14 protein-coding genes are annotated in these 12554 nt (G+C 38.8%); 8 read left to right on the top strand and 6 right to left on the bottom strand.

Annotated elements, in window-relative coordinates:
• Window positions 1-21 precede the first annotated feature (21 nt).
• Complete coding sequence (flgK, locus tag LPTSP_RS14255; RefSeq protein ID WP_108929359.1) at window positions 22-1932, bottom strand: flagellar hook-associated protein FlgK; 1911 nt, start codon at window positions 1930-1932, stop codon at window positions 22-24.
• Between the two features lie 23 nt (window positions 1933-1955).
• The gene (locus LPTSP_RS14250; protein WP_167396440.1) at window positions 1956-2492 is read right to left on the bottom strand and encodes a flagellar protein FlgN; all 537 of its coding nucleotides are present in this window, start codon (window positions 2490-2492) and stop codon (window positions 1956-1958) included.
• A gap of 254 nt (window positions 2493-2746) precedes the next feature.
• Between LPTSP_RS14250 and LPTSP_RS14245 the strand changes: the two genes are divergently transcribed.
• The 5 genes from LPTSP_RS14245 (at window position 2747) to LPTSP_RS14225 (ending at window position 6656) form a co-directional block, all read left to right on the top strand.
• Window positions 2747-3463, top strand: a complete 717-nt coding sequence (locus tag LPTSP_RS14245) for a glycoside hydrolase family 25 protein (protein ID WP_108929358.1) — start codon at window positions 2747-2749, stop codon at window positions 3461-3463.
• Between the two features lie 51 nt (window positions 3464-3514).
• The gene (locus tag LPTSP_RS14240) at window positions 3515-3970 is read left to right on the top strand and encodes a hypothetical protein (RefSeq protein ID WP_108929357.1); all 456 of its coding nucleotides are present in this window, start codon (window positions 3515-3517) and stop codon (window positions 3968-3970) included.
• 10 nt (window positions 3971-3980) lie between these two features.
• Complete coding sequence (locus tag LPTSP_RS14235) at window positions 3981-4394, top strand: acyl-CoA thioesterase (protein ID WP_108929356.1); 414 nt, start codon at window positions 3981-3983, stop codon at window positions 4392-4394.
• Window positions 4395-4546: 152 nt separating this feature from the next.
• Window positions 4547-5461, top strand: a complete 915-nt coding sequence (locus LPTSP_RS14230; RefSeq protein WP_108929355.1) for an alpha/beta fold hydrolase — start codon at window positions 4547-4549, stop codon at window positions 5459-5461.
• An 88-nt stretch (window positions 5462-5549) separates the two neighbouring features.
• Window positions 5550-6656 (top strand): M23 family metallopeptidase, encoded by a 1107-nt coding sequence (locus tag LPTSP_RS14225; protein ID WP_108929354.1) that lies wholly within the window; start codon window positions 5550-5552, stop codon window positions 6654-6656.
• A 50-nt stretch (window positions 6657-6706) separates the two neighbouring features.
• Here the strand turns inward: LPTSP_RS14225 and LPTSP_RS14220 are convergent, their stop codons facing one another.
• A complete protein-coding gene (locus tag LPTSP_RS14220) occupies window positions 6707-7840 on the bottom strand; it encodes a citrate synthase/methylcitrate synthase (protein WP_108929353.1) in 1134 nt (377 codons plus the stop codon).
• Between the two features lie 75 nt (window positions 7841-7915).
• Here LPTSP_RS14220 and LPTSP_RS14215 point away from each other — a divergent pair, with 75 nt between their 5' ends.
• Window positions 7916-9163, top strand: a complete 1248-nt coding sequence (locus LPTSP_RS14215) for a citrate synthase family protein (RefSeq protein ID WP_108929352.1) — start codon at window positions 7916-7918, stop codon at window positions 9161-9163.
• A gap of 73 nt (window positions 9164-9236) precedes the next feature.
• Window positions 9237-9806, top strand: a complete 570-nt coding sequence (locus tag LPTSP_RS14210; RefSeq protein WP_108929351.1) for a DUF1569 domain-containing protein — start codon at window positions 9237-9239, stop codon at window positions 9804-9806.
• A gap of 4 nt (window positions 9807-9810) precedes the next feature.
• Here LPTSP_RS14210 and LPTSP_RS14205 read toward each other — a convergent pair whose 3' ends face one another.
• Entirely contained in the window at window positions 9811-10899 is a 1089-nt protein-coding gene (locus LPTSP_RS14205) for a hypothetical protein (protein WP_174704487.1), read from the bottom strand.
• Here LPTSP_RS14205 and LPTSP_RS14200 point away from each other — a divergent pair.
• Window positions 10898-11512 carry a hypothetical protein gene (locus LPTSP_RS14200; RefSeq protein WP_108929349.1) on the top strand — a complete coding sequence of 205 codons (615 nt, stop codon included), beginning with the start codon at window positions 10898-10900 and terminating at the stop codon, window positions 11510-11512. The genes LPTSP_RS14205 and LPTSP_RS14200 overlap by 2 nt on opposite strands.
• Here LPTSP_RS14200 and hpt read toward each other — a convergent pair.
• Both hpt and LPTSP_RS14190 read right to left on the bottom strand, forming a co-directional pair.
• Window positions 11497-12042, bottom strand: coding sequence for a hypoxanthine phosphoribosyltransferase (gene hpt / locus LPTSP_RS14195; protein WP_108929348.1), 546 nt, complete (start codon window positions 12040-12042; stop codon window positions 11497-11499). The two genes, LPTSP_RS14200 and hpt, sit on opposite strands and share 16 nt — an antisense overlap.
• Window positions 12039-12533: a SixA phosphatase family protein gene (locus tag LPTSP_RS14190; RefSeq protein WP_108929347.1), complete on the bottom strand. Its 495-nt coding sequence runs from the start codon at window positions 12531-12533 to the stop codon at window positions 12039-12041. The genes hpt and LPTSP_RS14190 overlap by 4 nt, the downstream gene beginning before the upstream one ends.
• Window positions 12534-12554 lie beyond the last annotated feature (21 nt).

The following is a 12554-nucleotide window of genomic DNA, read 5'->3' as shown; positions in this document are numbered from 1 at the left end:
CTCCTTGCTATTCCGGCGGAATTACGCGCCCAAACGATTGATGATCGTATCTAGAATTTCATTCATAGTGTTGATCATTTTCGCAGACGCATTGTACGAGTGCTGGAACTGGACCATATTGGCCATTTCCTCATCCAAACTTACCCCCATCACCGATTGTCTCATATTCTCGAGCTCGGTCATAAGATCTGATTGGATCCCAAATTCTTGTTTTGATTCTCTTGCTTCTGTCGCAAGTTTAGAGATCAGACTATTATAAAAATCATCCGTGGTTTTGGAATAATCCACCATCACAGGATTGTTTCTAAGTGAAGAAGCTACTAAAAGAGCGTTCCTTCCGTCCTTATGACCTCCAGGAGAGTTATAATCTCCTGTTCCACCAACGTCCTTTCCTCTTGCTGCGGCGATATTTGCTACGTTATTCGCAATATGCTCGTTCACTTTAAAATGAGAAGAAGGATGAAAATGAGGAGATAGAGTGATGTCTTCCGGCTTAGATTGAAGTTTGGTAATCTCACCTAAACGTTTGTAATCATATGCGCCAGAAGGTCCGGAAGCCATCAGCATTCCAGTCAGACCAACTAATAACTCTCCGGAATCCTCGATATGTCTGAGAATGAAGTTTTTCTTAGGAGTATCTTCTGCCACAGTCGCTTTGAAAGCCAATTGGTTATCGTGATTCATGTAAGCCACGACACCAACTTTAGAAGCGTTGATACGTTTGATAATTCCGTTCAAAGTATCGTTTGCAGAATAAGGAATTAGAACCTGAGTTTCTTTTTCATCCGGTTTTAAGAATGTCATTGTACCGTTGATCCCGATCGGACGATCCGGATCCAGAGTATTCTTACCGGTAACCCTAAAGATGGCAGTGATATCGTTTTGCCCGTCACCGTCGGAATCGTATTCACCGAAAGTGTTCAATGCCAAAGAACGAATATCGAAGAAGTTCTGATTGGTATTTCCGTTCAGACCGAAACCGTCTTTATGGATCTCGTTGATCACGTCCATAACATTGATCGCAAGAGCATCCACTTGGTCGATCTTCTCGCCCAAAATTTTGTCTCTAACTTCGATCAAACCTTGTAGTCTTCCTTTGCGAAGAAGGACCGGATCTCCTGTGACTTTCCAGTACAGATCCAACAGACCGTCTTTAGAAGGATTTCCTAATATATCAACGCGATTTAACTTTCCACCTTGGACAAGGATTTGTTGGCCGATAAACACCATCAGCTCGTCTTCGTCGTTTCTGCCGATAGTGATGTCGGTTAAGCCGGAAAGTTCCTGTAAAAGAGCATCTCTTTTGTCGTAAAGATCATTTGGCTTATCACCCAATGCTTCCGATTTAGCAATCCTTTCGTTTAAGGTGCGGATATTCTCTCCGATCGTGTTCAAATGAAGTCCATGGGCTTCAATCTCACGATTCGCCTGATCTCTCAGTTGAGAGAGTTTGCGATACACATCCTCCATTCTGCTTCCGAGGCCTTGTGCTTTTTCCAAAACTACAGAACGATGCGCATTATCTTCCGGATAGTTCGCTAGTTCTTCCCAAGAAGACCAGAATTTATCCATCAGAGTTCTAAGAGTAGTACCGTTCGGCTCGTTAAAAATATTCTCAGCTTGGTAGAGATATTCGTTCTTTGCGGCCCAATAATCCTTTACGCCCGAGGTTTCGATAATTCTATCATCGATAAAATTATCTCTAACACGTTCAATGGAAGCAATCTCAACACCTTGCCCAATCTGACCAGGAACATGAGCACGATTCAAGGAAGGTTCGTACAGAGGATCCGTAGCTTGCAAAACAACTCTTTGGCGGGAATAATGTTTATTATCCGCGTTTGAAATATTATGGCCGGTAGTTTGTAAAGCTTGCTGGTGAGCAGCAAGACCTCTTTTACCTATTTCTAATCCGGAGAATGTGGATCCCATACTTCTTCCCTCCTATCCAATCTTTACGCGGAAGCGTTTACTAACACGGAAGAACGTTTCTTCTTGTTCCTGACTGTGCTTGGATTTTCATCCTCGTAAACTTCGACTTCTCCGCTGTTTGCGTTCGTTCGCATCGCGTCGATGGTGGCCTTCAAAAATTCCTGTCTGGTTCGGATCAATTTGTCATTGGCTTTGATCTTGTCCTTTAGCCTATGCACCGTGTCTTTTAATCTTGTTCCGAGTTGTTTAAATTTGTGCTCGGATTCACGATCTATCTTATTTAAAAAATCAGTAAGAGTAAGTTCGCCTTCTTTAGGAATTCCTAAATTACCGGAAGTATAAACATCATGAATAGCAGACATACGAACTCTTTCCAATTCGCTCGCATGAACGATCAATTCGTAGGTCTTTTTAGAAATTGTTTCCAAAGATCTTCCGTCCGCCTTCGTGATCGATTCCGTCTTTTCTTTCTCTAACTCCAGGATTTCGGAGTACAGTCGGATTTCTTCCTCGAAAAGAGAAGACACCCGATCCAACCATTCCTCTTTATTTAATATCATTGTCCGGTCCCTGTTCTTTGTTTCGGCGGAATCCGGAATTTTATGAGGGGTTTTTTTGGAAATTCATCTGCCCAAAGGCAGAGAAGTAGACCTAGGAAGAATTTTCTAAAGAGAAGAAGGCAATTTGCCGAGACCAAGAGTCTTAAGGAAGAGACATAATTTTAAGAATGAAAGTCGCATGTTGGAATTCCTACATTTTAAAAAGGATTGTCTGAAACTTACGTTCTCAAAGATTTCTTAGCTAGAAAACTTAAATGAAGATCTTTCGAAAAATTATCCCCGTATTACTTCTGTTCTTGCTAAGTTCTTTTGGTCTGTATTTCGCATTTGACAAAGGAATTCTTTGGTTTGTCTACCCTTCCCAAACTGAGTATCCGATACGTGGTATTGACGTCTCGAATCACCAAGGAGAGATCGATTGGAAGAAGGTTCCTAAAAATAAAATTCGATTCGTTTACATTAAAGCCACGGAAGGTGGGGATTGGAAAGATAAAGCATTCTTCAATAATTGGGAAGCGGCAAATCGGATCGGATTCCGAGTAGGCGCTTATCATTTTTTCACTCTATGTCGTTCCGGAAAAGAACAAGCTTCTAATTTTATTTCGTTAGTTCCTAAAGATCCAGAGTCTTTGCCTCCTGTCGCGGATTTAGAGTTCGTAAGAAACTGCAAAGACAGACCTCCTATACAAGACGTAAAAAAGGAAATTTCCGACTTTTTGAGTATTTTAGAAAATCATTATGGAAAAAGACCTATATTGTATCTAACTTACGAATTTATAGATCTATATTTGAAAGACGACTTTTCAGAATACCCCGTTTGGATCCGCGATATATTCGGACACCCATCTTCTTCTTTCAAAAGGAATTGGATCATCTGGCAATATCATAGCAGAGCAAGGTTAGAAGGAATAGAAGGCCCGGTTGATCTAAATGTTTTAAAGGGAGATGAGCTTTTTCTAAAAAAGTTATAGATATTCTATCAAGTTAGGCATACTTATATATGCTATTTTGTTTGGTGTTATATGAAAGAACATCTATATAAGCTTACGATATTCTTTTCAATTATCTCCTCGTCATATTGTTTTATTCCACAAGGATATTACGAAGAAAAAGAAAAGGCCGATCCATCCAAAATATATTATAAAGACGCTCATATTCTATTATTCTCCGCAGTAACCGATTTGGCCCTTAGATGTGAGACCTTTACAAAATCCGGATTTAATTACCAAGTCAGTTATTTCTCTATGATGACTGATTTCTGCACAGAGCCTCATTGGGAAAAAGGCTGCCTCGACTATGAATATTTAAATGAGACTGATGTTTACCTTTGTGTAACAAAGGTATCTCTCGATCAATGTGACCAAACGAGCGATAATCCTCCTGCGGAAACAGAGGCAGCTCGAGATTATAGATTTGCAACGTTTGCAATTTGCGGAAATGCTCTTCGTTCCAAAACAACCATACCTTTGTTCTTTTAAAGAATCCAATATGACAAATAAAATTTACACAGTAAACAAGATCATCAGGATGCAACATTGCGATCCGGGAGGAGTCGTATTTACTCCTCAATATTTTAACTTGTTCGTAGAAGCGATAGAAGATTGGTTTAGAGAAGGGATCGGATTCGGGTTTTCCCAAATGGTAAGCGCAAATCACCAGGGCATCCCGGCTATGAAGATCGTAGCGAAATTTTATAAACCATCCAAGTTAGGAGATATATTAGAATTTCGAGTAAAGGTAAAACGCCTTAGACGCCAAAATATTTTAATTTATGTAGAAGCCTTGTGCGAGGAAGAAAGAAGGTGCTCAGGCGATTTTCTACATGGATTTGCGTCTCTTGAAAGTTTGGGCCTAACCGACTGGCCACATGATGTATATAGGAAACTATCAGAATATTTATAATTATAGATTTATTATTTTAGTTATTTAAACAACATTCCAAAAATATGAAGGACTGACATATCCCCTCAAGTAAAAAATAAACGATCGTTTACCTACTCGAATACTATTCTTTCTTGAACCCGAAACGAATCTGAGTAATATTCGCTTCTATCATGTCTTCCGATGTAAAAGAAAAACCGCAAACTTTTCCATTCCCTTCCGATTTTCCGGAAGTACGTTCCAAATATTTGGATGCAAATGGACAAAAATTTTTCCTATTAGAGTCAGGACCTAAAGATGGAAAACCATTATTGTTATTACATGGGTTTCCTGAATTCTCTTATGCTTGGAAAAACCAAATCGGTTACTTTGCAAAACTTGGATATTTAGTGATCGCTCCGGATCAAAGAGGATATGCAAGAAGTTCCAAACCTAAATCTATTTCAGATTATGGACTGGATATTTTATCTGAAGATATCGTTTCAATTTTAGATGCATATGGAATTTCAAAAACCGATATTATCGCTCATGATTGGGGAGGAGCGGTAGCGTATTGGACTCTTTCCAAGTTTCCGGATCGATTTAAAAAAGCTTGTATCTTAAATGTTCCTCATCCAACGATCATGAAAAGAAAAATCCTTTCTGATAAATCTCAAAGGAAGAAGAGTATGTACATTCTTTTCTTTCGAATTCCTTGGTTACCTGAGTTCTTACTTTCCAGATTAAATTTTAGAAAATTAGAAAGATCCTTAACAAAAACTTCAATGAAGGGAGCATTCTCTCCAGAAGAAATCTCTATTTATAAAGAAGCATGGGCAATTCCCGGATGTGTAAAATCAATGCTCCACTGGTATCGTGCAGCAGTCAAAAATCCGCCAAAATTAATCCGAAGCAGAAAGATCAAGGTCCCTACACGGATTTTCTGGGGAGAAAAAGACAGATTTTTAGCTAAAGAAATGGCAGAAGAAACTCTGGAACTATTTTCAGATGCTTCATTGCGTTTCTTTTCTAAAGGGACTCATTGGATCCACCATGAGATCCCTGAAATATTAAATCCGGAACTTGTTTCGTTTTTGTCTGAAGAATAGATTCTTTCCAAATTAGGAAAAATATTTCTGTACCAATAAACGTCTTATTCTAAGATGAGAAGGTCCTTAATTCAGGACCATTTCCCTTATGTTTATTTATCTTAAAAATATTTCAGTTTTTTGTTTTGTAATCTGTGTCTCTCTTACCGCAGCTTATCCGAAAGATGTAAGTTCTAAAAAGAAAAAAGAAGAACCTAAAAAGGCTTCCGTACTTCCTAAGCTGAACCAAGTCGCTTTGAATTCTAAACCGGAAAAGAAGAAGGAAGAAAAAAAGCCTAAAGCAGTTATCTCTGAAAATAAATCATCTAAAAGACTGAAAGGTGAGATTGTCGAAAAACAGGAAGAGCTATTCTCCTTTTCCCTTGCAGGAAGAAAGTTTGCCCAAGGGGAACTTCTATTTTTAAAAATAAAACCTTTGCCTAAAATTTTAGATAAACTTGGAAATTTTACAATCAGTTGGGAAGGGCAGGAAATCCCATTCACTCAAAGAGAAGGTTATATCCTAACCTTTCTTCCTATCTCTCCCGAATTTTCCAAACCGTACGGAGTCTTGGAGCTGACTGAAAAACATCTTTTTACTAAAAACGATTCCAAGAAGTACGAGATCCCGATACAAAAAACCAATTTCGCAACTACTAAAGTTTCTCATCTTACAATGGATAAGCAATATACGACTGACGAACTTTCGGAAGAAACAAAGGCATTTATCAAAGAATGCTCCGAAGCGAAAGCTAGAGCTTTTCAATCCAAGTCTGATCTTCAGGTAGAAACAGATTTTGAATATCCAGTTCACAATCCAACCTTAAACAGTCCTTTTTACAAACGTAGGATCTACAATAAAGAGAAAGGCCGTCCTCATGGTGGTTCCGATTTCAAAGGTGGTGTAGGAGATCCAATCTATGCTATCAACGACGGCACGGTGATACTAGCAAGATCCATGTACTACGAAGGAAATTTCACAGTATTAGATCATGGTTTGGAATTGTATTCTTTATACATGCACCAATCAGAAATTTTAGTAAAACCTGGAGATAAGGTGAAGAAGGGAGATTTGATCGGAAGGATCGGATCCACCGGTATGTCCACCGGGCCTCATTTACATTTGGGGTTAAGAGTTTTAGGAACGATGATCGATCCTCTTTCAGTCGTTCAAACCGATCTAATAGAAGCTAAAAGGAAAACTTCTAAAAAATAATCGATCGTATTGGGAGAGAAGAATAAGTTCTCTCCCAATAATAGCCATTTTCAATTCCAAAGTTTTCCGTCCTCTCCAGTGTAGATCGCATCCGGTCTTAAAATTCTTTCCTGCATTTGTTCAAAACAATGAGCAGTCCAACCCGCCGCTCTTCCCATTGCAAATATAGGAGTAAAGATCTCAGTCGGAAATCCCAATCCATGAAGAAGTAACGCAGTATAAAATTCTACATTCGTTTGGAGAATTCGATCCGGTTTATATTCTTTTAGCAATTCTAAAGCAGTTTTTTCCACAAACATTGCTAGATCATAGAATTCTCTTTTTTCATCAGTGTCGTATAGAATTTTTGCCGCTTTTGCTAGAACATCCGCACGAGGGTCTCTGACCTTATAGATCCTATGGCCAAAGCCCATTAATCTTTCGTTATGTTTTAATTTTTCTCTCAGTACCTTCTCCGCATTTTCCTTAGATCCTATCTCAAAGACAGTGTCTAATGCAGGTCCAGGCGCTCCTCCGTGTAGTGGTCCTTTTAACGCTCCCAATCCGCCAGTGACTGCAGAGATCATATCGGATTGAGTGGAGATAATCACTCTCGCTGCAAATGTAGAAGCATTCAACCCATGATCACAAACTGTATTCAAATACGTATTTAATGCTCGGACATTTCTAGGATCCGGATCGATACCATTCAACATATACAAAAAGTTTGCTGCAATATCCAAGTCCTGTCTGGGAAGAACTGGAGCTTGTCCTTTCAACAAGCGATATGCCCAAGCAACAATTAAAGGAAATGTAGAAAGAACCGCCATCGCATCCTTTTTAGGATCTTCTTTTTGAGAACCTAAAGAAAGAGCAGCAGATCCAATTCGTAAAATATCTATCAAAGGGAGATTTGCATAGACTGCTTCTTCAATGATAGTTCGTATTACTTTAGAAAATCTTCTGGAAGATCTGAGTTCCTCCGAGAACAAACTTGTTTCGGTTGGCTTTGGCCTTCTATCATTCCAAAGTGTGAAAATGGTTTCTTCGAAGACAGCTTTACCTGCGAATTCTTCCACAGGGTAACCTGCGATGATCAGTCTTCCTCCCTTTCCATCTACCTGGGAAAGTTTGGTCCTTGCCGCAGGGATCCCTTCTAAACCCGGGCTGTAAAGTTTCTCTTTTTCCTGTTCAGAGACTAACATACTTTTTCTCCTTTGTTTCTATTTGAGTTTAGCGTGTTGACAATATACAGTCAATGTTGATTATGTTGTCAATATATGGCTTTTTCTTCTAAAAAACCGTTCTTGAATGCAGATGAAGCCGCTTCAGCATTGGGGGTTGAAGTCCAAACCATATATGCATACGTTAGTCGCGGCTTATTACACTCCGAGTCCGGAGGAAATAAGGACAGAAGTAAACGATATAGAAGAGAAGATATAGAACAATTATTACTCAGAAGGGAGGAAAGAAGCCAACCAGGAAAGACCGCCAAAGCCGCATTATCCTTAGGACAACCTGTTTTAGAATCTTCTATCACCTTATTAGGAGAAAACTCACTCTTTTATAGAGGTAAAGACGTTTTAGAACTTTCAGAGAACGGAAGTTTCGAAGATATAGCCTGCTTACTTTGGGAAGCGGAAGAGACAAATCCCTTCGAATCGGATTGGCCGATATTATCCGAAGAATGTAATAAAATTCTAAACTTATTAGAAGGTCGTCCCATCTTAGATATTTCCCGGATCTTACTTCCTTTTTTGGAATATGAAGATGCAAAGGCTTTCCGCAAAGATCCTAAAACTTTCAGAAAAACTTCTTCTTCTATCTTAAGATATCTAACCTTATTTTCTTCAGGTAAAACTAGAACGGAAGGAAAAATTTCAGAAACACTTTTGAGTAGTTGGAATCCTTCTAGAGAAAAAGAAGACACAAGCTATTTATCCAAACTCAAACTTTTAGAAGCAGCCCTAATCCTTTCCGCTGATCATGAGTTGAATGTTTCTTCTTTTACTGCAAGATGCGTAGCTTCCAGTGAGGCTTCTCTTTATCAAGTAGTGCTTGCAGGACTTGCTGCATTGTCCGGGCCTAAGCACGGATTGCTCACGGAGAAAGCGATCCTTCTTCTTTCCCAAGCAACGGGAAACAAAAAGAAAGATAAACAACTCTTAGAAGAAAAATTAAGAAGCGGAGAAAATATCCCGGGCTTTGGTCATCCTCTTTACAAAAAAGGAGATCCCAGAGGAAGAAAACTAATCGAGATGACTAAAAGGTTTTTTCGAGACGATGCGGATGTACAACTCTATCTACAATTCTTAAAACAGATAGAAGAACTTTTAGAAGATTATCCTACTATCGATGCGGGACTTGCACTTGTCTCCAGAGCGCTCAAATTACCGAAAGGTGCAGGCATTGGAATTTTTGCGATCGGCAGAACGGCAGGTTGGTTAGCTCATGCAATGGAACAATATAATTCTGGAAACTTGATCCGTCCCAGAGCAAAGTATATTGGAAACCTTCCCCAAGAATGATCAAATTCTTGACTCTTCTGATCCTTTACGTTAGTTATTAGAAAACAGAAAGATAAGAACTGCGGAGTGCCCTATGCCGGATCCTAATTTTTCCCGAAAAGAATTTATTCAAAAAACGGTAGCTGTTGGACTTCTAACAAGCTCAGGAACGATATTAGGATCCTGTTCCAACGCTCCTTCAGGTGTAAAAGAAAGAGGACTTAAATTTTCTAATCTTTCAGAAGTGGAAACAGAGTTAGAAAAGATACTTCGATCGAAGACGATCATTCCGTATGGAAAATGGGATCCGAGCCAGATACTTCTCCATTGCGCTCAAAGTATTTATTATTCTATTAAAGGTTATCCGGAAAACAAATCCGAAGTATTCCAAAACACTTTAGGCAAGATCGCATTCTGGAATTTTTCCAGAAAAGGAAAAATGTCTCACGACTTAAATGCACCGATACCCGGCGCAGATGTTTTACGATCGGGTGTTTCTCTTTCAGATAGTGTTCTCGAGCTAAAAAAAGCGATCTCAACATTCTCCAATTATAATGGAGAATTCGCTCCTCACTTTGCCTATGGAAAACTTACTAAACAAGAATATGAACTCGCTCATGCAATGCATATAGCAAATCATTTAGATTACGTAACTATAAGTTAAGATCCTATTCTTCTATCTTTACGCTTGTCAGGATCTTTTCGACGGATTCTTCGTGCCTTCTTCCTTTGATCAAGCTTTCGTCTATGATAAAGACCAAACTATAAGGTTGTTTATGTTTCGCTAAGAAGAACATTCCTGTTTTCGCATATCTTGGTCTGAGGACATCGTAAAATGTCCAAAAAGTTCCGTAGTATCTGTCTTCGAAAACTTCTCTTTCTAATTCGTTCAATTCTTGGATATCTCCTCTTTGCAGTTGGAGATCCAAAAACTTTTTGAATTGGGAAAGCAGCTCCGATTCGTCATCGAATCTGAATGGAATAAAAAAGATCCTTACGGCTGGATAACGATTCGGATCCGAATCGCTAGTGGAGATAATACCAGCTATTTGTCCGATCCCGGTTTTATCTTCTAAATTCAAGTTTTGGGGATTATGAAAATAAAACTCTTCCGGTAGAAGGATACTCAATTTTAGATCTTCGTTATGTAAGGTTCGATTCTCTTCGTTGTAATTCCAACGAGTCAAATCCTTTTGTTCAAAATCAGGTTTGAACATGGAATAAGCCACGAATATCTCAGCCTTCTGCAGACTTTTAAAACTGACCAAACCGGCAGCTAATATCGCCAGCCCCAATAATCCAATTTTATAATATGTTTTATTGTCTATCAGTCTTGCTGATAAAACGCCGACCACATACACAATAAAGAAAAGGATCCCAGATCTATTTTCAAAAAATCCGGTGAGCACACATGCCAAGACGGAAAAAGAGAAGAATGAAACTTCTACCCAAGGAACCAACTTGATTGTGGGTCTTTCGATCCCTACTTCCGCAAAAATCGCGGGTAAAACGATCTTAGTTTCTAATTTTCGGAATGCGAATACGATCCCCCAAAAAAGAATACCGGATACGAGATAACCGATCAAAGCCAGACCAACCATCCAGAGCAATGGAAGATGTGCCTCGTGATAGAATAAAAAATATAACGCAAAAATGGAATATACCAGGAAGAGCTTTTTGGTTAAGGAAAGTTCTTGCAGCTTTTGAGACAGGGCTGTTCTCTTTTCCCATCCTGGAATTCTAGGGAGCAAATTAATGAACCAGATCACCCAGTTTTTCTCCAATCTAAAGGCGGACTTTGACAGGTTAAACCAATCCGTGGACGACCTGGTGAGAACCTATAAGGCCATCGTTCATTTTCTGGATTTGATTTCAAATCTCTTTCCTATCGATTTGGTTTTGGTTTTGATACTTTCTCTGCCTTTATTATACGTTATCAATACTTTATCTCCTTCTACGCCTAGAGTGAACTATACGATTTCTGTGGTTTTTATCTCAGGACTTAGATCCTTTTTAAGTCATACGATTTCCGAATCATGGGAAATTTTTTCAGTCACAAAGACTGCACTCACCCTTCTTCTTCCCGCTTACTTTTTTGTAGTAGTTAAGTCCGGATTTTCACTATTCAGTAAATATAGGATCAAGAAGAAGGCGCTCTCTCCCAGACATTTAGAATCTTCTTTTATCAGTTTACAAAAGGCCTATCATAATCTAAGCGCAGAGATCTATTCCGAACTTAGTAAGACTGAAGGTAAAAGTTTTGTAGATGGGGAGAAGTTTTTATCTAAGATACAGGATCTGGAAACCTCTATCACTGGATTAAAAACTTTGATCAAAAAACCAGAAGATACTACTCATTCTTCCGAGTAGAGGAACACTCCAGGTAGATTTCTGAATTTACCGTCATAGTCCAAGCCATATCCGATCACGAATTCTTTTCCTATATTCCAACCCACATATTTGATTGGGTACCCGACAGCCTCCCCACCTTCTTTAAATAATAAAGAAGCAATTTCGAGAGATTTGGGTTTTTTGGAAAGAATATGAGCGATCAAAAATTTCAGGGTACGGCCGGTATCTATGATATCTTCTACAATTAAAACATCTCTTCCTGCAATTTCTGAATCCAAATCCTTGATCAGTTCTACGTTTCCGGAAGATTCAGTTCCAATATATGATTTTGCCTGAATAAAATCCAATTCTATCGGGATAGGAACTGCTTTGGTAAGATCGGAGAAAAAGTAAACACCACCTCTTAGAATGCATACAAAAACAGGATTTTTGCCCTGGTAATCATTCGCTATCTGCAAACCTAATTCTTTGACCCGAGATAAGATCATCTCCTCGTTAAACAAGGTCGGGAAAGGTATATTATTAAAATTTGAAGTATTATTTTTCATGGGACCCAAAACCTTTTAAGTCTACAACTTTGCCTTCCAAGATCCGCCCAATCCTTTTGCTCTGTCACCAAGCTTATAAAGGAAGAAGTGGGAAATTTCTCGAAAAGAGAATCCGAATTATTTCTTAATAATAAATAATTTGCCAAGTCTTCCATTCCCGGATTGTGACCGACCAAAACTACACTATTAATTTTAGAAGATAGACTTCTTAAGATCCCAAGTAAGTCGGAATATTCCGCTTCATATATTTCACTTATAATTTTAGTGTCTTTTGTAATATTCTGAAAACTTTGTAATATCTTCCAAGTTTCTGAAGTTCGGATCGATGGCGAAACAAGGGCGACATCTGCAACAAAGGAAACCTTCTTCACATACTTTCCTAAAAAGCGCGCGTTTTTACGACCTCTCTTAGACAAAGGACGTTCCTTATCCTTTAAATGAGTGTCGCTCCAATCGGATTTAGAATGTCTTATGAGATGAATCTCTTTCAAAACCCTCTCCCTCCTCGATAA

Origin of the sequence: Leptospira johnsonii, assembly GCF_003112675.1 — a bacterium.
In the GTDB taxonomy this organism is placed as follows: Bacteria; Spirochaetota; Leptospiria; order Leptospirales; family Leptospiraceae; genus Leptospira_B; species Leptospira_B johnsonii.
Note: the sequence above shows the minus strand (reverse complement) of the source record. Positions and strands in the feature narration are given on the sequence as shown.

Coding starts and splice junctions, on each gene's coding strand:
- flgK (WP_108929359.1), bottom strand. CDS start 1,932: ATGGGATCCACATTCTCCGGATTAGAAATAGGTAAAAGAGGTCTTGCT.
- LPTSP_RS14250 (WP_167396440.1), bottom strand. CDS start 2,492: ATGATATTAAATAAAGAGGAATGGTTGGATCGGGTGTCTTCTCTTTTC.
- LPTSP_RS14245 (WP_108929358.1), top strand. CDS start 2,747: ATGAAGATCTTTCGAAAAATTATCCCCGTATTACTTCTGTTCTTGCTA.
- LPTSP_RS14240 (WP_108929357.1), top strand. CDS start 3,515: ATGAAAGAACATCTATATAAGCTTACGATATTCTTTTCAATTATCTCC.
- LPTSP_RS14235 (WP_108929356.1), top strand. CDS start 3,981: ATGACAAATAAAATTTACACAGTAAACAAGATCATCAGGATGCAACAT.
- LPTSP_RS14230 (WP_108929355.1), top strand. CDS start 4,547: ATGTCTTCCGATGTAAAAGAAAAACCGCAAACTTTTCCATTCCCTTCC.
- LPTSP_RS14225 (WP_108929354.1), top strand. CDS start 5,550: ATGTTTATTTATCTTAAAAATATTTCAGTTTTTTGTTTTGTAATCTGT.
- LPTSP_RS14220 (WP_108929353.1), bottom strand. CDS start 7,840: ATGTTAGTCTCTGAACAGGAAAAAGAGAAACTTTACAGCCCGGGTTTA.
- LPTSP_RS14215 (WP_108929352.1), top strand. CDS start 7,916: ATGGCTTTTTCTTCTAAAAAACCGTTCTTGAATGCAGATGAAGCCGCT.
- LPTSP_RS14210 (WP_108929351.1), top strand. CDS start 9,237: ATGCCGGATCCTAATTTTTCCCGAAAAGAATTTATTCAAAAAACGGTA.
- LPTSP_RS14200 (WP_108929349.1), top strand. CDS start 10,898: ATGAACCAGATCACCCAGTTTTTCTCCAATCTAAAGGCGGACTTTGAC.
- hpt (WP_108929348.1), bottom strand. CDS start 12,042: ATGAAAAATAATACTTCAAATTTTAATAATATACCTTTCCCGACCTTG.